The organism is Qipengyuania sp. CAU 1752, assembly GCF_054482615.1.
The window spans coordinates 120265-141424 of the sequence record NZ_JBTLRE010000001.1 but is presented as its reverse complement, the minus strand read 5'-3'; the positions used below and the strand labels follow the sequence as shown (position 1 = coordinate 141424).

The 21160-nt window shown below is 61.9% G+C and carries 19 protein-coding genes; 8 read left to right on the top strand and 11 right to left on the bottom strand.

The window, feature by feature from the left end; translation table 11 throughout:
* The first annotated feature begins 2 nt into the window (after positions 1-2).
* From ACXYL9_RS00660 to ACXYL9_RS00630, 7 genes are read left to right on the top strand one after another with little or no spacing between them, the layout of a single operon-like run.
* A complete protein-coding gene (locus ACXYL9_RS00660) occupies positions 3-1226 on the top strand; it encodes a nucleotidyltransferase domain-containing protein (RefSeq protein WP_459037659.1) in 1224 nt (407 codons plus the stop codon).
* Positions 1227-1230: 4 nt separating this feature from the next.
* On the top strand, positions 1231-2535 hold the full coding sequence (locus ACXYL9_RS00655) for an O-antigen ligase family protein (protein ID WP_459037658.1): 1305 nt from the start codon (positions 1231-1233) through the stop codon (positions 2533-2535).
* A gap of 30 nt (positions 2536-2565) precedes the next feature.
* Positions 2566-3306 (top strand): polysaccharide biosynthesis/export family protein, encoded by a 741-nt coding sequence (locus tag ACXYL9_RS00650; RefSeq protein ID WP_459037657.1) that lies wholly within the window; start codon positions 2566-2568, stop codon positions 3304-3306.
* A gap of 56 nt (positions 3307-3362) precedes the next feature.
* Entirely contained in the window at positions 3363-5504 is a 2142-nt protein-coding gene (locus ACXYL9_RS00645) for a GumC family protein (protein ID WP_459037656.1), read from the top strand.
* Positions 5504-6646: a hypothetical protein gene (locus ACXYL9_RS00640; RefSeq protein ID WP_459037655.1), complete on the top strand. Its 1143-nt coding sequence runs from the start codon at positions 5504-5506 to the stop codon at positions 6644-6646. The genes ACXYL9_RS00645 and ACXYL9_RS00640 overlap by 1 nt, the downstream gene beginning before the upstream one ends.
* A complete protein-coding gene (locus ACXYL9_RS00635; RefSeq protein WP_459037654.1) occupies positions 6643-7221 on the top strand; it encodes an LbetaH domain-containing protein in 579 nt (192 codons plus the stop codon). The genes ACXYL9_RS00640 and ACXYL9_RS00635 overlap by 4 nt, the downstream gene beginning before the upstream one ends.
* Before the next feature lie 4 nt (positions 7222-7225).
* Entirely contained in the window at positions 7226-8032 is an 807-nt protein-coding gene (locus ACXYL9_RS00630; RefSeq protein WP_459037653.1) for a glycosyltransferase family 2 protein, read from the top strand.
* A 2-nt stretch (positions 8033-8034) separates the two neighbouring features.
* Here the strand turns inward: ACXYL9_RS00630 and ACXYL9_RS00625 are convergent, their stop codons facing one another.
* The 6 genes from ACXYL9_RS00625 to ACXYL9_RS00600 form a co-directional block, all read right to left on the bottom strand.
* The gene (locus ACXYL9_RS00625; RefSeq protein WP_459037652.1) at positions 8035-8991 is read right to left on the bottom strand and encodes a glycosyltransferase family 2 protein; all 957 of its coding nucleotides are present in this window, start codon (positions 8989-8991) and stop codon (positions 8035-8037) included.
* A 32-nt stretch (positions 8992-9023) separates the two neighbouring features.
* Positions 9024-10391, bottom strand: a complete 1368-nt coding sequence (locus ACXYL9_RS00620; protein ID WP_459037651.1) for an SGNH/GDSL hydrolase family protein — start codon at positions 10389-10391, stop codon at positions 9024-9026.
* A gap of 95 nt (positions 10392-10486) precedes the next feature.
* On the bottom strand, positions 10487-10837 hold the full coding sequence (locus ACXYL9_RS00615; protein WP_459037650.1) for a hypothetical protein: 351 nt from the start codon (positions 10835-10837) through the stop codon (positions 10487-10489).
* Between the two features lie 55 nt (positions 10838-10892).
* The gene (locus tag ACXYL9_RS00610) at positions 10893-12050 is read right to left on the bottom strand and encodes a glycosyltransferase (RefSeq protein ID WP_459037649.1); all 1158 of its coding nucleotides are present in this window, start codon (positions 12048-12050) and stop codon (positions 10893-10895) included.
* A complete protein-coding gene (locus ACXYL9_RS00605; protein ID WP_459037648.1) occupies positions 12047-13402 on the bottom strand; it encodes a hypothetical protein in 1356 nt (451 codons plus the stop codon). The genes ACXYL9_RS00610 and ACXYL9_RS00605 overlap by 4 nt, the downstream gene beginning before the upstream one ends.
* Complete coding sequence (locus tag ACXYL9_RS00600; RefSeq protein ID WP_459037647.1) at positions 13399-14628, bottom strand: WcaI family glycosyltransferase; 1230 nt, start codon at positions 14626-14628, stop codon at positions 13399-13401. Before ACXYL9_RS00600 ends, ACXYL9_RS00605 begins: the two co-directional genes overlap by 4 nt.
* 208 nt (positions 14629-14836) lie before the next feature.
* Here ACXYL9_RS00600 and ACXYL9_RS00595 point away from each other — a divergent pair, with 208 nt between their 5' ends.
* Positions 14837-15061, top strand: coding sequence for a hypothetical protein (locus tag ACXYL9_RS00595; RefSeq protein ID WP_459037646.1), 225 nt, complete (start codon positions 14837-14839; stop codon positions 15059-15061).
* Positions 15062-15158: 97 nt separating this feature from the next.
* Here ACXYL9_RS00595 and ACXYL9_RS00590 read toward each other — a convergent pair whose 3' ends face one another.
* From ACXYL9_RS00590 to ACXYL9_RS00570, 5 genes are all read right to left on the bottom strand, one after another.
* Complete coding sequence (locus ACXYL9_RS00590; protein WP_459037645.1) at positions 15159-16457, bottom strand: exopolysaccharide biosynthesis polyprenyl glycosylphosphotransferase; 1299 nt, start codon at positions 16455-16457, stop codon at positions 15159-15161.
* A 167-nt stretch (positions 16458-16624) separates the two neighbouring features.
* Positions 16625-17674 (bottom strand): DNA polymerase III subunit delta, encoded by a 1050-nt coding sequence (holA, locus tag ACXYL9_RS00585; RefSeq protein ID WP_459037644.1) that lies wholly within the window; start codon positions 17672-17674, stop codon positions 16625-16627.
* Between the two features lie 11 nt (positions 17675-17685).
* Positions 17686-18174, bottom strand: a complete 489-nt coding sequence (gene lptE, locus ACXYL9_RS00580; protein WP_459037643.1) for an LPS assembly lipoprotein LptE — start codon at positions 18172-18174, stop codon at positions 17686-17688.
* Positions 18174-20699 carry a leucine--tRNA ligase gene (gene leuS, locus ACXYL9_RS00575; RefSeq protein ID WP_459037642.1) on the bottom strand — a complete coding sequence of 842 codons (2526 nt, stop codon included), beginning with the start codon at positions 20697-20699 and terminating at the stop codon, positions 18174-18176. The genes lptE and leuS overlap by 1 nt, the downstream gene beginning before the upstream one ends.
* Before the next feature lie 24 nt (positions 20700-20723).
* Positions 20724-21149: a DUF3576 domain-containing protein gene (locus tag ACXYL9_RS00570; protein WP_459037641.1), complete on the bottom strand. Its 426-nt coding sequence runs from the start codon at positions 21147-21149 to the stop codon at positions 20724-20726.
* Positions 21150-21160 lie beyond the last annotated feature (11 nt).

Below are 21160 nucleotides of genomic sequence, written 5' to 3'. Positions count from 1 at the left end.
TCATGAAAACCGGCGACCTACGCCGCCTGCTGTTGGGCCTGCTCGGCCCGCAGGACGCCGAACGCCCATCGCAATTGTCGCATTCCGACTGGAAACTCGTCGATGCGATGGCGGCCCAGCACCGCTTGCAACCCCACCTCCACGGTCGGCTTGGCCGCGGCGAGATCGGGATCGAAGTGCCGACCAGAATTGCAGGTGGTTGGCGCGATGCCCATCGTGACTCTGCCCTGCGAGCGCTTGCCATGCGCCGGACCTTGTTCGAGATTTCCGCGCTGCTCGAAGCTCATGGCGTAGCTGCAGTTGCCCTGAAGGGGGCTTGGTGCGCGTGGCATCTCTACCCGGCCGCAGCCGAGCGACCCATGCGTGACCTCGACCTGCTGGTAGCGAGCGGTCAAGCCCTGCAAGCGTTCGAATTGCTGCGCGAAAACGGTTTCCACCAGGAGGAGCCGGGCCCCCGATCGCCCGAGCAATCGCTCCAGCATGACAAGCACTTGCCGCCACTGCTCTCGCCCGGGGATGTGCGGGTCGAATTGCACATGCGGTTATGGGAAAGGCACGAGGCGGTCGGCTGGGCCATGCCGGCCGACGAAAGCGCGGTCATGTTCGCCAGCGCCAGACCTTATGGCTCCGAGGATCCGGTTCATTACCTCGCGGCCGAGGACATGCTGGTGCATTTCGTCATCCACGGCGCTTATAGCAACCGTCTCGATGGGGGGCCCCTGGTGCTGGCCGATATCGACTACCTGGCGCAACAGGGCGGGATCGACTGGGACAGCTTCTGGACAAGGGCCGAGCGCGGCAATTTCACTCGTGGCGCAGCTTTGCTGTTCCACCTCGTCGAACGCTGGCGCAGCCCCGGGGTGCTTGCACTGTCGCGCTGCCCCGTCGAAGTAGATTCAGATCTGTTGGAGCGGGCGCCGGACCTGCTGTTGCAAGACCTGCGACAGCGCAAGGGGATCCATTTGGCAGCAGGAATCGCCGGCGGGGTCCATCGCCAAGGTTGGACAAGCGCGATCCAGAACGTGACCCGTCGATTGCGTGGTGGCGACCGTCCAACCCATGCGCCTGACGAACACGACGAAAGCGGTGCTGGCAGGGGCGAAGGGTTTGCCCGCTGGCTGGTGCGCAGATTGCTTGAAACTGTGCTTGGCTTTGCGCGGACCGACGTTCGTCAGGCGGCCAGCAGTTCGGCGCGGCTCGGAACATGGCTCGAGGGGGAAGAGTAATATCATGACAACAGGCGTGGGCGATGCGCGCAATGCGAACACCGATCATCTGTTCGCAGCGGTGGCATTCCAGATGGCGGTTGCGTTGTTGCTGGGGGGAACGGCCCGTCCAGCCAATGTGCTAGTCTGCTTCCTCGCCAGCCTGCCGACCCTATACCTGTTGCTGGCCGGGGTGCGCGGAAGAAAATTGGGCTGGTTCGCGCGAATAGCCTTGGCGCTTTATGGCCTGTCATGGCTGCAACTCGTTCCGCTGCCCCCTTCCGTATGGACAGCGCTGGCTGGTCGCGGGCTGGCCGCACAGGTACTTGACGTCGTTGGCCTGCCGCTCGGCTGGCGACCATTGGCGCTCGACCCCGGAGCGGCACTCGGTGCGCTTGTGGCAATCGTAGCACCGCTGGTTATGCTCGTCGCCTTTGCCCGGCTTACCTGGCCTGAACAGTTGCGATTGCTGCAAGGCGTGGTCGCCTTGGCGCTCATCGCGGCCTTCCTCGGATTGATTCAGCGGGTCACGGGCGGACTGGCCCCCTACGGTACCGAACATGCCGGCTATGCCACCGGAGTGTTTGCCAATCGCAACCACCACGCTGTATTCCTCGCCTGCGCGCTCGTATTGCTGCCCACGCTAGTCGGCGAAGCAAGCAAGGCACGCGGCCGCCTGCTCGGCATCGGCGCGGCGGCAATCCTTCTGGCGGGCCTGCTGGCGACCACATCGCGGGCCGGAATTGCGCTGGGCGCACTGGCGATGGTGGTAGTTTTCGCAATGAGCGTCAGGCTGGGTGCGCGGTCGATCCTTGCCGGCGGTGCAGTCGTCGTCCTCGCGGTGGTCGCGCTCAGCCAGGCGCCTGCGCTTGAAAGCGTGTTTGCCCGCTTTGCTATGCTGGGGGAGGATCAGCGTATCATCATGCTGGAGACGAGCTGGGCAGCTACACGTGCCTTTTTCCCGTGGGGATCGGGCTGGGGAAGCTTCGTGCCTGTTTACATGGCGTTCGAGGACCTCGACACCATGGCCGCGCGATACGTGGTGGCCGCGCACAACGACTATGTGCAGCTTGCGCTTGAAGGCGGGCTTCTCGGCTTGGTGATCGCCTGGGCTGCGCCAGGCGCGCTCCTGCTGCTGGTGCTGCGACGCTGGGGGCATAAGGCGGCTCCGGGGGCTTGGAGCCTGTGGTGGGTGGCTGGTTTGCTACTGCTGCATTCAGCGGTTGATTATCCGCTCCGCACTACGGCTCTTGCAACGGTGCTCGCACTGGCTTTCGCCGCACAGGAAATTCATCGCAAGGCATTGCCAGAACAAGGCACTACGGACTAGGTGCGCCATGAACGCGAAAAAGGGAAAATCATGTTGGTAACAGGCCTCCGGCATGCCATGGCGGTCGCCCTGATGGCGGCGCTTGCCGCCTGTGGCACCGGCCCGAAACCGGTCGTGCCGAGCGGCGCGGCTGCATATGATAACATCCCGGAAGGCAATATCTTCGCTCCGCGCCGGGTCGAGATCGGGCCGAGCGATACGCTTTCCATCACGGTCTACCGCGAACCCGAATTGTCGATCGAAAGCGTCATTGTCGACCCCGACGGCAATATCCAGGTGCCTTTGCTCGGCACGGTAGATGCCGTCGGGTTGACGGCAGCAGAGTTTGCCCGCGATCTCGAACGCAGGTTCGCCGCCCGTTTCCTAGTTGATCCCAGTGTGACCGTGGCCATTACCGAGGCATCGCAACAGCGGGTAACCGTGGCAGGCGCGGTGACCATTCCCGGCGTTTATGCAATCCCGGGGCGTATTTCCCTGGTCGACGCGGTAGCCTTGGCGCGGGGGCCGACCAATGTTGCCAAGTTCGACCAGGTCGTGGTGTTCCGCCGTTTCAATGGCGAGCGGGTCGGCGGCCTGTTCGACCTGGGCGCCATCAATGCGGGTTCCATGCCGGATATCGAGATCCTGCCGGGCGACCAGGTCATTGTCGGCACTGACGGGCTCAAGCAGGCCTATCGCGATGCGTTGCAGGCTGCCCCCCTGTTCAACGTATTCTCGACCCTGGCCCTTGTTGATCGCGGCGGCACAACCACCGTCACCGAAGGTAATTAAAATCAGGGTGCAATCTTGACCAGGACTTTCACCCAGTGAACGGACGATCTCCAGCCATGAATGCCGAGAAGGAAACCTTTGCGGAAGAAAGGGGCATGCCCAATTTCGGCATCGACCTTCGCCGCGTGTATTCGGCTATCTTTCGCCACCGTTACGTCGTCGGCGGTATCGTGGCGCTGGCGCTGGCCGCGGCTATCGTGCTGACTTTGATCACCACGCCGATCTTTGCTGCCAAGTCGACATTGCAGATCGACAGCCAGACCAACGAAGTCCTTGAGGACGAAGCCAGCTTCCGCTCGGTGGACTGGGACATCGAGCGTTTCCTGCAGACGCAGATCGACGTGTTGCTGAGCCGTGATACGGCCATGACCCTGATCGAGCGCGAGAACCTTGCCGCCAATGACCAGTTCTTCGACCGGATGCAGGTGCCTGCTCCTGTTGCGGCCGATCCCGGCAAGACCATGGCCGAGACCCGGCGCGACAGGATCGCGGCCATCGTGCTGGCGAATGTCGCGGCAGATATGCCGCGCTATAGCCGCATCCTGGACCTGACCTTCACCAGCCCCGATCCGGAATATGCGGCCAAGATCGCGAATGGCTATGCCGAGGCCTTCATCACCGGCACGCTGGAGCGGCGCTTCGATACCTCGTCCTACGCGCGCGAATATCTGGCTGAGAAGCTTGCCGAGGCCAAGACTGCGCTCGAAGAGGCGGAGCGGGCGCAGGTCGAATATGCCCGCGCGAACGATCTGGTAAACCTGGACACGGGTGCAGCAGCTGATGAAGCGCCGATGTCGCTGACGCAGCGTACCCTCGTCAATGCCAATGATGTGCTGGGCCGTGCCCGGGCAGAAAGGATTGCAGCGGAGGAACGCTATCGCGCTTCAACGTCGGGCAATGTGATGCAAATCCCGGAGGTCCAGGAAAGCGCCTACGTAAACCAGCTCCAGCGCGAACTGGGTGAAGTCATCGCCGATCGCAGCCGCGATTCTTCGCGTTACCGCGCCGAACATCCGGTGATGCAGGAATACGACCGTCGGATTGAATCGTTGCGGACCAGCCTCAATCGCGCCGTCAGCGATATTACCGGTTCGCTGCGGAAGCGGTACCAGGCAGCCTTGCGCAATGAGCAACGCCTGGCTGCAGACGTGTCGCAATTGCGGTCGGGTTCTTCGGCGGAGCAAAGTCTGCGGGTGCAGTATAATATCCTCAATCGCGAGGCGGCGACGCAGCGCGAGATGTATGATGCGCTGATGGCACGCTTCCAGGAAGTCAGTGCCTCGGCTGGGGTTGCCAACAGCAATATTTCGATCATCGACAAGGCGCAGGCACCCGCTGCGCCGATCCGGCCGCGACCCGTCATAAACGTCGCACTTGGACTGTTGGCCGGCCTCGCGCTCGCGGGCCTGTATGTTTTCCTGCGCGAGTTCCTCGATGACGCTGCCCGCACGCCGGAGGATGTTACAGAGCGTTTCGGCCTGCCGTTCCTCGGCAGTGTGCCCAGGCTCGACACCGGCCAGGGCATCGAAGATGTGCTTACCAATCCGAAATCCAGTATTTCGGAAGCCTTTGCCGCGTTGCGAACATCGCTTGGCTTGCTCGGCACCGGCGGCGAGCGCGATATCCTTGTCACGAGCAGCCAGCAGTCTGAAGGCAAGAGCCTTGCGGCCTACGGCATCGCCCGCAGCTTTGCCCGCGAGGGACGCCGCGTGCTGGTGGTCGATGCCGATTTGCGGCGTCCGTCGCAGCACGCCATTTCGCAGGTTTCGCGCGAGGTTGGCCTCACCAACGTCCTCACCCGACAGATCCCGCCGGCAGAGGCCACCATCGCGCTGATGGACAACCTCGACCTGATCCCCTCGGGGCCGTTGCCGCCTTCGGTTCCGGAATATTTCTCAGGCGAGTCATTCGACGAGTTCCGCAACTGGGCGCGACAGACCTATGATGTGGTCGTATTCGACGGTCCACCCGTGATGGGACTCGCCGACACGATCTTGCTGGCGCAAAGGATCGAACATCTCGTCTTCGTGATCGAGGCCGGTCGGGCCAGCCACGGTCGTACGGCGGCAGCCATTCGGCGGCTCAACAACAATGAAATTGTCGTCGATGGTGCCATCCTCAACAAGTTCGATCCGCACAGCGCCGGGTATGGCTACGAATACGGTTATTATTACAGTTACGGTACGGAGACGACCTGATGCGCCGTTCGCTCGCGCTTGTCGGTGCAGCGTTCATAGCGGTCGCCGGAGTCGCGGTGCTGGGACCGCCGGCGGCTGCAGTTCAGCCGTCGCTGGCAGCCGGGTTTGCGCCGCAGGATACGCGATTGCAATTGCTCGCGGCCCGCGACTCGTTCGCCAGCGAGACGCCTAATTCGAAGTCTCTTGCCTCAGCTTATGCGCTGCGTTCATTGCAGGCGATGCCATACAACCAACCGGCTCTGTCGGTGGCGATAGAAAGCAATGCGTTGGCGAAGCGGGTCGAAGCGGCCAATGTGGCCGCGGCATTAGGCTGGCGCGATGCGCTGGCGAATGCTCGGATCGGCCAATTGGCGCTGGAGCAGAATGCGCCGGAAATTGCGGCACAGCGTGTCGATGCGATAGGTCGGACCCAGGGCGGCGAATTTGCTGCCGCTGCTGCTGACCTGCTGGTCGCCCGCAGCGGTGGGCCAGAAGCGCTTGCGGCTCGGGCTGCCAACCGCTCGGGCGGACGCTGGTGGATCGCCTATCTACACACCCCGGCCAAAAATCCGCAGGTTATCGCCGGACGGCTGGCCTTTGCACGTTCTCTGGACGCTGATGACGGACCGTGGCGTAGGACAATAATCACTACCGTAATTGCGGGCCTGCAGCACCAGACTGCGGCGGCCGACGGATTCGCGCTTTGGCGCGCTACCCTGGCCGACCCCCGGGCTTTCGAAGGCGTCTTGTACGATCCGCAATTTGCCCGGATGGACGCGGCCAGACCGGCCGCAGGCGGGGAATGGCAGATGCCGTCGACCTCTCCGTTTCGCTCCGAAGACAATGGCCTGGGAACCGGTAATGGGGTCAGCCTCGCCCCTGTATCGAGATCGGCCGGCGTGGTTCTGACGCAAGATTTCGTCGCCCCAGCCGGGCGCTATCGAGTGCATGTTGAAGGTGAAGATCGAACCGGGCGTCTTGCGTGGACGATTGGTTGCAAGGGCTCGTCACCATTCTTCACGAGCGAGGGTGCGGTAGGCGAATGGACTGTCCGGGTGCCCGAGGGTTGCGCGGTGGCTTCGTTGCAACTTCGCGCCCGGAAGGGACCGGCGGAAGGATCGCTCGACCAACTTGCCCACATTCGCATGGAACCCGAGTCGTGACCGACCCGCTCGACGCGCGAGAAACCAACTCGGCTCGCGGCGGGCCCAGTTTTTCGCTCGGCAACCGGCTCGAAAGGTTCGCTTTCCAATTGGTCTGGAGGCTGCTGGCATGGGTCCTGCCTCCGCCGATCGGCTGGGGCTGGCGGCGCGTCTTGCTGCGCCTGTTCGGAGCCCGCATCGGGGAAGGGGCCAAGGTTTACCCTTCAACGCGGATATGGTTGCCTCGCAATCTCACGATGGAAGCCTGGAGTTCGATCGGGCCCGGTGCGGATTGTTACTGTCAGGCGCCCATATCATTGGGCGAGCGAGCCATCGTCTCACAGCGGGCCTATCTGTGTTCGGGCGACCATGACCATCGTGACCCGGCTCATCAGCTTGTGGCGCGGCCCATTACGATCGGAGCCAATGCCTGGATCGCTGCAGAAGCGTTCGTCGGGCCTGGCGTCACCGTCGGTGCCGGGGCGGTTCTGGGTGCGCGTGGATGCACGATGAAGGACATTCCAGCCGGCACCGTGTGGGCGGGAAACCCTGCCCGCCATGTGGCCGAGCGCGAATTCGGCGGAAATGCGGGCTGAACCGATGCCGAAGTTCAGCGTTGTCACCATTTCCTTCAACCAGGCGCAGTTCCTGCCGGCGACGATCGATTCGGTGCTGGCGCAGGAGGGGCCCGAATTCGAGTACATTATCTGCGATCCCGGTTCTACGGATGGCAGCCGCGAGATTATCGCGAGCTATGACGATCCGCGCATCGTGCGCGTTTTCGAGCCCGATGATGGACCTGCTGACGGATTGAACAAGGGATTCTCCCGAGCCACTGGCGAGATTTTTTACTATCTCAATTCAGACGACCTCGCCCTGCCCGGCGCCTTCGCGAAGATGCAGTCCTTCTTCGAATGTAAAAGTGATGTCGATGTTGCCTGCGGTCATGCCGAAGTGATCGACGAAAACGGCGCTCTCCTTCGCCGGGCCTGGTCGGAGCCTTACTGGCCACCGGCTGTTGCGCGCGGAGCCTATATCCAGATCCAGCCAAGCACCTTTTTCACGGCAGACATCTTCCGCGCAAGCGGAGGGTTCGAGGTAAGCGACCGCTCGAGCTGGGATGCCGGCCTGTTGGCAAGGATGCACGCGGCTGGCGGACGCTTTACGACAGTCGGGATGTTCCTGAGTGCGTACCGGCTACACAGCCAGTCCATCACCATGTCGGGTCGCCTTGCACAGCAGCAGACGCATAATCTGAAGGAGCGCGCCCCGCTCTTGCTTGGTCGGGACTTTCGGCGCTCCGATGTAATAGTCGGGCAGGTTCTGCGTCTTGCGAAGCATGCGCGCTGGCCGACCCGCAGCCTCGAGCGTATCCTGCGCGGTCCGATGTCCGGCCGTCAGGATTAGCTTCAGCCGCGGTGAGCCAGCGCCGAGGCGGCGAATTGGCGCAAATTATGTCCAGAAAGCGCGCTGAGCCGGTCAATCTTTTCGTCGGCAGTGCTGCAATCGATGAGCGCACGCTCGAATTCGAGCCGCTTGGCATCGACCAAGAAGCGATACCAGAAGCCCTGCAGGACATGGTAGACGAGGCCCGGCTTGCCATCGAGGAAGCCGAGTTGGAAGAAATAGCGATACAGAAAATAGGCCAGCGGACCGAGGCCGGTGGGAAGGCGGTTGTACCAGCCGGTCTTGATTGAGCGGACCCTGCGTGCCTGGTCGGTGCTTGCCAAGCCGTCGTCTTCGGGCGCTTCGAACAGCCCATATTTGCTGATCAGCGTGTCGAGCGCCTCGCGCGTTGCATAGCCATTGTGCTTGTCGGTGAAGTAACCAAGCCCATGGTCGTTCTCATCGACGAAGGTGCCGGGGACATGGCGCAACTGACCCTCACGCAGTACTATATGTTCGTCCATCCAGCGCTGTTCGATATGACCCAGGCCGGTCCGCCAGATGCGCAGCAGCCGCAGCGGGTAACGACCCCCGTGGCGGATCCAGCGGCCCATGAAATGATGTTGGCGATCAAGGCTGAGCGCAGTTGTTTCGCGTGGCAGGCTGGGCAGCAATTCGGCGATGCGTGCGACCAGATCCTGTCCCAGCCACTCATCGGCGTCGAGCCGCATGGTCCATTCGGTCGTGATCGCGCAATGGTCGAGCGCCCACTGGAACTGGTCGGCGTAATTGATCCAGGCCCGTTCGAACACGTCGGCGCCCAGCTTCGCCGCGACCTCGCGAGTGGCGTCGGTTGATCCTGAATCCACCACGATCACGCGCTGGGCCAAAGGCCGGATCGACGTGATTGCGCGTCCGATGTGACGCTGCTCGTCGCGGGTCAGGATTACGACGGTCAGAGAGGGTGGAGAGGCAGCCATTGCAAGGCCTTAGCCGCCTCTCCGATATCGCGCTAGAGCAAGGGGCGGCCCCGCAGCAGGTGCCGCAGGAGCGAGGCATTGATTGCGCCGAGCGCACGGTGTCCTTCGGGCCCGTAATGGAAACCGTCCGCTCCAACGTAGCGATCGGTCGTGCCCCAACCCGTGGGGTTGACCGATGTGCCCTGGCCGGTAATCGCGCAACGGGATACCTCGCGAACCGGCTCGCCGATGGCGTGGTAATATCGCATCGTGCCATCGAAGCCATAAACCGTGTTTGCATAGGCTTGCGATGTGCTGGTGATCACCACTCGTTCGCGTGTGGCGCCGGTGCCGATCTCGACTGTCGATCCCACTCGCAGGTAGGATAGCGGATCACTGGTGGAAGTGTCGCAGTAAAAGCCATTGGGATAGCTGATCACATCCGGCGTCCCGTCGTTTCCGGGCGTCCCAGCGCTCACTGCGCTGAGAAGAGCACCCGTGATGCCAACGGGCTGGCCCCCGAATGCAAACGGCATTTCCACCGGTGAGATGTAGTGGCCGCCGGCGGATTCGATCCCGCGCCGGATCGCCTCCATCAAGTCGAGGTCAACCGAGCGCCACCACTCGATACCGAAAGCCGTATTGGTACCTCCGACGACGAGGGAGTCGGGAAGGTGTTCGCGAATCTGGCGAACGGTGCGCGCCGCAGCCGATTCGATACTCGATGGGCTCGCTCCGAAATCATTGAGCGCGGCCGACAGGAAGACGACCTCGGGCCGGTAGGGTACAACATCGGTCATGACCCGGTCGGGTAAGGGCAGGCACTGTCCCCCCGCATCGGCCACGAACCCGGTTCCGCCCACGCCGCTGGCCCAGACATCATCCCAGCCCATGGCATGCGAGAACCAGACCACCCAGTTTGACGGATCGGGGGTGGTAAAGCTGTCACCCAGGACAATCGTTCGCGGGCCGCGTAACTCGGCCGCGACGATGGCGTCGGTTGGGCTGGTATAGGCCCCGCCAAAGCTGAGTTGATAGGAAATGATATCGATACGGCGGGTGTCCGCGCTGCCGAAATCGAGCGTGACGAAGACGTTGCCGGTGCTTTCGTAGGGTTCGAGAGAGACGAACTGGTTGTCGATCCGGATGAGGAAGCCATGGGGGTTATGGCGAATGTGAAGTTCGATCCGGCTACCTTCAAAGGTAAAGGACCACTGCTGGCCGAGCCTAGACCTTGTATCCGCTTGCCCAGAGGTCCTGACTGGCTCCTCGGCCAGCGAGGTGCTGCTGGGAAAAGAGCCCGGCAACCCGCGGGAGAAGGTAAAAGCCCCGCCTTGCGGTGCGGAAGCGATCTGGAAGAACTGCGTACCGCTCGAAGTCGGCCAAAATCGGGGCAAGGTTGCCGCAGTCGCTTCGGACATGGCCGGCGCAGGTGAAGCGAGTCGGAGCGTTCCGAGTGCCGAGGGCTGGAAGCCGAGGGCCTTCGGGGCGGAGCGGGGTGCATGCAGGGCCAACATCAGTCGAGCACCCAGGCGTTGAGGACTGCTGACGTGTCGACCGACGTCAACTGGGTGACAGCGAAGGGTAGCAGGGTGAGCCCCGGTGCCATCGTCAGCGTAAGCGATGAGCCGTCGGACAGGACAAATTCTGCCGTTCCTTGAGCGCTGCAGTCGATGAGCAGCGCGGTGCCGGCAGACGTCACCGTGTCGGGCGCAAGGACCCGGGCTCCCCGCAAGGGCTGCTCTCGGCTGGGAACGGGGTTTGCGGGGCTGACCGCAAGGGCAGGATCACCCGGTTCGCCGGTGGCAATTCCGGCGAGCGGGACGAATCGAGCAGGATGGCGGATTGGTGGTAGGGTATCGGGCATGGCAACTCCTTTCGAGCGAAGCTGCTAACCCTTTTGGTTATATGTAGGAAAGTATTTATCCGTCCTGGTCTTGAAAGATGCTGGCTACACGCATGGCAACACGGTCCATGCTAAAACGCGCCTCGAACAATTCTCGGCCGCGTTTGCCCATTTCGTCCCGCGCCTTCTCGTCCATGCCCGAGAAGCGACTCAAAGCTGCGTGGATCGAGGCTGGATCAGTCTCGCAAACGATCCCTGCATTCGCTGCCGTAACTGCATCATGGATATTTACCTGGTCGGAAATCAGAACGGGCCGCATACAGGCCAGCGCCTCGGCAACCACGACCCCGAAGTTTTCCTGATACGAGGTCAGCACCATGGCCTCGCAACCATAGAGCGCGCCCCATTTTGCATCTCCACCAAGGTGGCCGGGCCATTCGACCTGTCCGGCGATGCCGAGTTGCTGCGCGAGCTGGATTAGCTCGTCCAGATATGCAGGGCTGGCGAGGCCGGCAATTACAAGCCGCATATCGGTCCCGGCATATTGGCGCGCGAATCCTTCGAGCAGGATTTCGCAGCCCTTCTTGGGATGGATGCGGCTGAGAAACAGCAGGTAAGGGCTGGCGCCGAGCTTCGGTACGGCGGCCTTGAATGCCTCGGCCATTGCAGGGGCCTCTGGTGGCGGCTCACCTGTGCCGTAACCCACGACTTTCTCGTCTATTCTGGTCCAGCCCGGCCATGAACGGCTTGCCAGCACCCGCTCCTGTTCGCTGGTGAAGAGAGTTGCGCGGGCGCCGCGCAAAAGTGGGCGCTCCACGAACCGGAACTGCTGCCGCTTTATCCATTCCTTCATCGGTTGAAGTTCGCGGAACCACGGGTCGAGCATACCATGGGGAAAAACGACATAGGGGACACTCATGCCTGGAAGAGTGCGTGCCGCTGCAAGTGTCGATGCGTTCCACAAGCCGTCAACCACGATGCCATCGTAACTACTGGCGTTGGCCCGCAGCCAGGCGATGGCCTGGCCTGGCCAGAACCGCTTGGCATTGCCTTTCCGGCCACGTGCAAAAACCCGCGAGGGGAAATCGGCCACCCACGGATCGGCATTATCGTCCATAGTCAGAAGGTGCTGCGTGTGGCCCAGCTTCCGGTAGCCTCCACCCAGTCGCAATACGCCTTCGATCACACCACCCTTGGCCGGATTGCAATCGCCGAGAATGTGCAAGATCTTCAAGCTGAACGGACCTTTCGTCCGCCGATGAATCGGCGCGCCGGAGACAGCAGTGTCAGCGAGTGGCCGCTGGCACGCACGGCCCAGATCATCACCACAATTTCAAAAGCGACGCTGACACGCTGGCTTGCACCGAAAGGGCTGAACATGACCGACCAGGCCAGGTCGGCGGCGCAAAAGGCAATAAGGGGCGCGAGGATCTCATCCTTCTTGAGAAGATGAAAGATAGCCACAAATGGCAATGTCAGGACCCATAGCCAGAACAGGCCGCCAGTCACACCAGCTTCCACCCACGCGCCCATCAAGTGACTATGGGTGGGAATCTTGTCACGCTTGCCGAAATGCGCATCGTCGATAGGCAGGCCCAGCCGCACCTTGATCGCACGATGTAGCTCGACATAGTAGGAATCGCGGGCCCAGCTGCCATGTCCTATGATCGGCGAGTCGGCGATCGCCCGCACCGAAACAAGGCTTTCGGTGCGCCCTCCAAGCAACAAAGGCACATCTCCGGAAGCCTGGTCACGATATTTTTCGAGGGCGTCGCGGCCGAGAGCCCCAGACTCGACGGCATATTCGTAAATGGCGATGCCACCGGAGGCGGCCAGCGTTCCAGCCAGGAGCAGGATGACGTACATTCCAGCACTCAGCCGTCGTCTCAATTGCGGCATGTGGGTGAGCACCAACACTCCGGTCATGATGACACCCGCCAGGAATAGGATGCCGAAATTTGCACGCGCAGCCTGCAGCAGGACGATCAATGCGAGGACAGTAAAGATTGCCGGCGCAGTGTAGCGCATCCACGGAAGCAGGCGGGTCAGAAAGTACAAAACCCCGATCGTCGTCAGGCTGAGCCCAATCGCATAGCCGAATTTCCAGGCGTAACCTTCGAATTCGGGCGGAATGGTGTAGACCGACGCAATACCGAGCCCGATCGCAAAGGCTGCCATATAGACCCGCCTTCGAGACAGCCATAGCCACATGACGAGCAGGTGAAGGGCAAAAAACACAATCTTCGACCAGCCGCGCAGCAGATCTTCTATGGCCGATCCGCGGATTAGGTCGGTCACCACCTGACCTGCAAACCATACCCCGAGTAATGCGAGCACTGGCCAGATGCGCTGCAGGCGTCCGCGTGTATCCGGCAAGGTCAGAAACAGCGCGAGCAGGGGGACCGATAGCAGGTCGATCAGGTAAAGCTGGCCGACCAGATCGAACATGATCATCAGGCTCAATGGATAAAGAAACGCAAGGATCGCCCATGCGTCGAATCCATAGACTTTGCCAGCATGCCCTTGTGCCACTGGCGGGTTCAATGCTGCTGCGTTTGCGAGATGTCCCCGCTTGACCAAGCTCACCTTGCGCGCTCCTCGATCGCCCGTTCGAGATCCTCGGCAAAGTCTTCGACCAGCTTCTTTTTCGACCAACGGTCCCGCGTACTCAATTGAGCAAAGCTACCCAATTCTCGGCCTCGTGAGGGGTTTTCGTGCAGCTCGAGCATGGCCGCCGCCAGCGCGGCAGCATCGCCAGCGGCAACTACCGAACCGCAGCCTTCGATCTCCCGAGCCAGCGAGGTTCCCGGATCTGCAGTGGCGACCACCGGCCGTCCCGATGCCAGCATATTTGCCAGCTTTGACGGCAAGACCAGGTCGGCGGCAGCCGATATTTGCGGAAGCAAATGCATGTCCGCCATGGCCAGAAGGCTGGGCAGATCCTCGCGCGGCTGCAGTCCGCGGAAGTGCAGGTTGGGCAGGCGCGCCGCAGCGTCCCTAGTCTCTTCCGCTGCTGGGCCGTCACCACAAATCACGATTTGCAGCCCCGGTTGCGCGCGCAAGATCTCGGCAGCTTCGAGGATGATCCCGATCCCCTGCTTGCGGGCCAGATTGCCTGAATAAAGCGCGATCTTTCCGGGAGGAAGGTCGAGCTTGCGGCGCATTCCATCCGGGTCGGCTGCGCTGGTGCCCACGGTGGGTTCGGCCCAGTTGCGCATTTCCGCGACGCCTTCGCGCGAACCGCGCTTGGCAATGACCTTTTCGACCATTCGCGGTGCGATGGAGCTAACCCGGTCGAACCGGCTGAGGACCGCATGTTCGAACCGTGCGCCGACAGGCGCGATCCAACCCGGCAGAATCCGCGTCGCCACGGCCGCCTCGATCTCGAAATCCTGGATATGGAGCCATGTCAAGGCGTCGTGCCGCCGGGCGAAACGCAATGCGACGGGTGCGGCCAACAAGGAAGGAGCGGTGGCGATCACTGCGTCAGGCGAGCAGGTCTTTGCAGTCTTCGCAAGACCTCGCGCGAGATTTACCGCGAAACTGCCGTAATGCGCGAGCCGTGTCAGACCTGAGGGGTCGCGCGGGATATAGAGCGGCACCCGCAACACCTTCACGCCGTTTTCGGTGGTTTCGGCGAACTTTCGCGGCGTAGCAGGGTCTCTTTTCCAATCTGGATAGTGCGGCTCGCCACAGACGACCTGTACTTTGTGCCCGCGCGCGGCGAGGGCCTCTGCCCATCCTTGGCTATACGGACCAATGCCTATCGGTTCTGGCGCATAATTAAGGCTGGCAAGACAGATCGAGGCCATGGGGTACGTAGAGCTTTCTGCGCTGCAATTCGCGAGAGGCCGCTTTCCTTTGCTGGAATCGACCGTTCTTGCAAGTATTTGCCCGTGACAATCCGGCAAAGAAACATTTTGGTAACACGCACTTGCTAGTCGCCAGCAACTCATTCCGGCCTTGACCGGACAGGCGAGTGTTGTAAGTAGAGCGCCATACATTTTTGGAGCGGTCACAATGAAGAAGAGTTTGATGGTTTTTGCAGCAGCGTCAATGGCGCTCAGCTCGACCGTTGCGAATGCAGCTACACGACCGCAGCCGACCGAATTCAATCAGCCGATTGCTGATGAAAGCCAGCTCGGTGATGAAGACGATCTCGGGGTTCTGTTGCTTCTTGGTGGTGCTGCGCTGATCGGGATTATTCTCGCACTGGCCAGTGGCAACGGTAACAGCCCGCGCTAATCCGTAGAGAGATTGCAAAAAAGGGCTGCCCTTAGGGGCGGCCCTTTTTTTGTTGTTGCTGGCTGGACGGCGTATCTCGTGAGGTGTGTGCAACCGGTCAGTAGGCCCGGTCGTGGCGAAGCACCATCAGCGTGCGGAAAAGGATGCCAATATCCGCCACCAGTGACCAGTTTGCGAGATACTCCAGGTCGGCCTGCAGCCTGTTGCTGAGATCCCGTTCTTCATCGGTTGCACCCCTGTATCCGCGCACTTGGGCGAGGCCGGTTAGCCCGGGCTTGAGCGCATGGCGACGCCAATAGCGCGCATCGACATGCCAGAACATCTTGTCGCCTGCCCGGCTGCCGGTGGCATGGGGCCGTGGTCCGACGATGCTCATCTCTCCACGCAGGACGTTCACGAGCTGCGGTAGCTCGTCGATGCTGGTTTGCCTCATGAAGCGACCCAGGCGCGTTACGCGTTCGTCCTCGCGCGCGGTCGAACGTACTCCCACGGCATCCGACGATTCCACCTTCATCGATCGAAATTTGAGCATCGAGAAAAATCGATTTTGCTGCCCGGTCCGTTGTTGCACAAACAGCACCGGTCCCCGGTCTCCAAGCCAGATCAGCAGGGCCACTGTCACGAGCAAGGGGGAAAGAACGACGAGCGCTGTCGATGCGACGATGATGTCGAAAATGCGTTTCACTACCCGTGCTCGCAACGGTAGAGGCCCCGAACTCACGACAAGCGAAGTGCAGTCGTCGGATTCGTAGTGCCGGACACCGAGCGCACCAAGGTTGTGCGCCATATCGCTGATTATTTCGCCATGGACGCCGCTCGCTTTCAAGGCCCAGGCCCATTGTTCGCGCCTTTCTGGCGGACAGCTGACGATGACCTCGTCCTGGTTTAGCAGCAATTGCCCCAAGCGATCGAGATCGTGCGGTTCGGTCGCGGCCGGATCGAGTCCGAAATCCGCGGCGACGATAATCTTGTTGGCCGACAGGTTGAGTTCCGGTCCATCATCAAGCAGCAACAGGCGGTTACGCACGAAGCCATGCCAGCGCCGCTCGACACTCCAGACGACGACAAACCGGGCGCCGATCATCATGATTGCAGCGAACAGTAGCCCGAGCGTGAGAGTGCCGCGCGAAAACGTGGCGCTGGTCTTAAGGTAGAATGCGACGAAGGCCAGGATGGCCGCGGAAATCACCAGGGATATGATAACCCGCATGGCGGCGAAGCGCGCATCGATGAGGGCGCGAAGACAATAGGTGCCCTGATAGAAAGCGATGGTGAGGAAGATCGGGAGCAGCAGGTAGGCCTGGCGCAGCGCTTGCTCTTCTGGCCAATTGCCGAGGTAAAGGCCGCCCGCAACGAGAAAACCAGCAACAATCAGCGCGATATCTATCACGATCATCAGCAGGTAAGCCCGCATCCTTCGTCGTTCGAGGGAAGGCGCGGGTTGTGGTACGGTCGGCCCCGAACGTATCGCAACTGACTGGGGTGCGTTCACGCGTAAACCTGCTTTCGCAAAGAAATCTTTGTTATAGTTGTCGCGCGCTTACCCGCTAATCCGCCAGTCGGTCAACGAGGCGCTTGCTTGGCACCGACCTGCGCAGCATGGCTCGCAATCTCCGCCAGCTCCTGCGCGAGCAGCCATTCCGCCGATTGGCTGTTGGCCAGCAAGCTGCGGTGCAGGGCCGTAACGCGGCTTACAAGTCTATCCAGCCGTTTGCCGCGCCAGGTTTTCAATTGCTCACGAAGGTCGCGCTCGTCTTTCCAGAAAATTCGCCGCGCCTGTTTTTCCGCCTGGATAAGACTTGCGATATCACCGCGGCGACCGAGCTTTGCCGCCAGTTGCGCCAATTGTGCCGTGCGCCGCTCTACCGCCAACGCCACGCCTACCGGATTGATTCCGAGTTCGTGCATCCTGTTCAGTTCGGCTGGCAAACGCCGAACTTGTCCGGAAAGGGCCGCGTTGACGATCGGCATGAAGCCGTCCTCCTCGGTGCGGGCCCCGATCGCGTCCCAGTCGTCCTGCTCGGCAGTCCTTGGCGCATCAACGCTGGCATCGAGGTAAATCGCAAGCTTGCTGACCTCCGACGAGGCCAGCCGCTGGTCAAGGCTGGAGGCCTGAGCAATCTGTTCGGCCAAATTGCCGCTCAACCGCACCCCGGCAGCGTCGGCAAGGTCGCGCACGATACCCGTCATGCTGGGCAGGTCCGGCTGGTAGAACATCGCCACCAACGCATCGTCGCGTTTCAACAGCAGCTTGGCGGTGCGTGACTTGTCCGTCGCTGACGTCGCCACCACCAACACCGGGCAGCCCTCGCCCTCGCCGTCGAGGAGGTTGGCGAGCGCATCATGCGCTTCGTCGCCGCTGGCCCGCACGAATATATGTCTTGTGTCGCCGAACAGCGAACTGGAGCGAGCCTCGTCTCCCAACCGGACCGGGTCGCGCCGCAGGTCGGCCCCCTGCATCTCGATCCGCTCGCCCGGGTCGGACAGCGCTGCAAGGACCGCTTCGGCAGCAGCAGAAGCGCCTGCCTCGTCCGGCCCGCAAAAGAAGAAAACTGAACACTGTCGGGCTGCCCTTGCAGCTATCCCGGGAAAATCGCGCTGGGTCGCTTTCACAGGGCCGCCCGCTATTGCGCGTCGCGAAGGGCAAGGGATACGCTGGTCACGATCTGGTCAGCCACTTCATCTGTCAGCCGCTCAAGAGCGCTCTGTTCAGCAGCGATGGTGGCATACTCGCTGGAAACGACATCAATCCCGGCGTCGGAACCAGCCGTCGCGTCGAGCAGGATCGCGCCAGTCTCAAGTTCGACGAGTTGGTAGCGTGCGCGCAAAGTCCGCCGTTCGCGACCGATGGTGTCATCGTTGAGGAGGCCGAGTCCTTCGAGCTCATCGTCAAGCCGCACGTCAAGCCGATAGCGGGCTGCGTCCGAACCTGCGGCGGCCAACCGGTCTTTCAGGGCGTTGCTCATCAACCAGCCGGCACGGCCCGGCATTTGCGAGACTTCGATCGCTGCCAAGCCCTGCACAGCAGCATTACCAAGGCCGCCACCATAGATCGGCTGCAGTCCGCAGCCGGACAATGCCGTGAGGGCGACAAGGGGCAGCAGCCGGCGCATCAGGTGACGATGTTCACCAGCCGGTCGGGCACGACGATGACTTTGCGAATGTCTGCTCCATCGATCGAACGCTGGACCTTCTCGCTCGCCAGCGCAAGCGCTTCGAGATCCTCTTTCGCAGCCCCTTTGGGCGCGGTCAGCGTATCGCGCAGCTTGCCCATATGCTGGACCGCGATAGTCACTTCGTCATCGACCAGCAGTGCCGGATCGACCTCGGGCCAGGATGCCCGCGCAAGCAGGCCTTCGCCGCCAACCCGTTGCCAGCCTTCCTCGGCCAGGTGCGGCATCATCGGGGCGACCATCTGGACGATCGCGCGGACCGCTTCGCTGCGGGTGGCCGACGGCTGGGCCTTCTCGACGGCATTGGTCAGCTCGTAGAGCCGCGCTACCGCCTTGTTGAAGCTGAGGGCCTCGATGTCATCGGCGACCGTCGCGATGGTCTGGTGAGTCTTGCGAGCGAGCGCCTTGTCCTCACCCGTGGCCGATGCATCGTAGTGACCGAACAGCCGCCATAGCCGCTGGACAAACCGCCAGCAGCCCTCGATCCCGGCTTCCGACCACGGCAGGTCGCGCTCGGGCGGGCTATCGGACAGCATGAACCAGCGCACCGCGTCGGCGCCGTAACGGGCAATGATGGCATCCGGGTCGACGACGTTCTTCTTCGACTTGGACATCTTGATGACGCGGCCGATTGTCACGGGCGAGCCATCGGATTTGAGCGTCGCACCCTCGCTCGCTCGGTTCACCTCGTCGGGCGTGTAAAAAATATCCTGCAATCCATCGGTACTGCGCTGCGAATAGGTCTCGTGCGTGACCATGCCTTGCGTGAACAGGCTAGCGAAGGGCTCGGCGAAGTCGATCTGTCCCATCTGCGCGAGAGCGCGTGTCCAGAAGCGGGCATAGAGAAGGTGCAGGATCGCGTGTTCGATCCCGCCGATATACTGCTCGACCGGCAACCACTTGGCGAGCTCGTCGCGGTCGAACGGCTTGTCATGTGGCTGGCTGGCGAAGCGCAGGAAATACCACGAGCTGTTGACGAAGGTATCGAGCGTGTCGGTTTCACGGACGGCATCGGCCCCGCATGACGGGCAGGTGGTATGTCTCCAGGTTGGATGGCGCAGCAGCGGATTGCCGGGAACAGAGAAATCGACATCCTCGGGCAGTTCGACCGGGAGCTGGTCCTTGGGCACCGGCAGCACGCCGCAGGTCTCGCAGTGGACGAAGGGGATGGGAGTGCCCCAGTACCGCTGGCGCGAAACGCCCCAGTCGCGCAGGCGCCAGACGGTGGTCCCCTTGCCCCAGCCTTCTGCCTGTGCGCGGGCAATGACTTCGGCCTTGGCCTCGTCGACCGCCATTCCGGTCAGGAAATCGGAATTGACGATGATGCCTTCGCCGGGCTCTGCTTCGCCGTCGAAGGGCTTATCCGCTTCTTCTGCGTTCGCCGCGACGACGCGCGGGATTGGCAGGCCGTACTTGTTGGCAAATTCAAAGTCGCGCTGGTCGTGGCCGGGCACTGCCATGATCGCCCCGGTGCCGTAATCCATCAAGACAAAATTGGCGATGAAGACAGGAAGGTGTTCGCCGGTAAAGGGGTGCTTTGCGCCGATGCCGGTATCGAAGCCAAGCTTTTCCGCTGTCTCCAGCTCTGCCGCGGTGGTCCCGCCGCGCCTGCATTGCTCGATGAATTTCGCCGCATCGCAATTCTGCGCGGCGATGCCTTGCGCCAAGGGGTGATCGGGCGCGACCGCAACAAAAGTCGAGCCGAAGATCGTGTCCGGGCGGGTGGTATAGACCGGCAGCGTGTCGCCATTGGACAGGGCGAAGGAAAATTCGAGGCCCTGGCTCTTGCCGATCCAGTTTTCCTGCATCAACCGGACCTTCTCCGGCCACTTGTCGAGCGTTTCCAGACCTTCGAGCAGGTCATCGGCAAAATCCGTGATCTTGACGAACCACTGATCGAGCTGACGCTTTTCAACCTGTGCACCGGAGCGCCAGCCGCGCCCGTCGATCACCTGCTCGTTGGCGAGCACGGTCATGTCGACCGGGTCCCAATTGACCTGCGCCTGTTTGCGATAGACCAGGCCAGACTCGTACAGATCGATGAAAAGGGCCTGCTCGTGGCCGTAGTATTCGGGGTCGCAGGTGGCGAACTCGCGCGTCCAGTCGAGCGCAAAGCCGAGCCGTTTGAGCTGCGCCTTCATGCTGGCGATGTTGTCACGCGTCCAGCCACCGGGATGAACGCCCTTTTCCATCGCTGCGTTCTCTGCCGGCATCCCGAAGGCGTCCCACCCCATCGGGTGCAGCACTTCGAACCCGCGCATCTTCTTGTAGCGCGCGAGTACGTCGCCCATCGTGTAGTTGCGGACATGGCCGATATGGATGCGTCCGCTGGGATAGGGGAACATCTCGAGCACGTAGCTCTTGGGCCGGGCGCTGTGCGAATCGGCTGCGAAGCAGGCAGCTCCGTCCCATGCGCGTTGCCAGCGCCCGTCGGCGGAAGACGGATCGAAGCGTGTTTCGGTCATGGGTCTCAGTTAGGGAAAGGTGGTCTAGCTGGCTACTGCCTGGCGACGCAATTCGCGTGCCTTGGTGAGGATAATGTCTTCCAGCTTCTGAACTGTGGCAGCCTGGACCGGGGCATCGACCCAGGCGTTGCCTTGGGTGACCTGGCGGCTGGCGGCGACGCGCAGCGCATCGGCACGCAGGTCTTGGTCAAGGATCGAAACAGTGAGCTTTACACGCTCGCCCGGGTTCTGGGGGTTTGCGTACCAGTCGGTTACGATCACGCCGCCGGCGCTGTCGGCCTGCAGCAACGGGGCAAAACTTACCGTCTCCAGCGCCGCGCGCCAGAGATAGGAATTGACCCCGATCGTGGTGATCTGGGCGGCAGCAAGGTCGGCTCGCGGACGGTCGCGCCCGCCGCAGGCCGCCAGAGAGGCCAGGCACGCACCGCCAAGAGCAATACGGGCGATCATGCGAAAGCGGG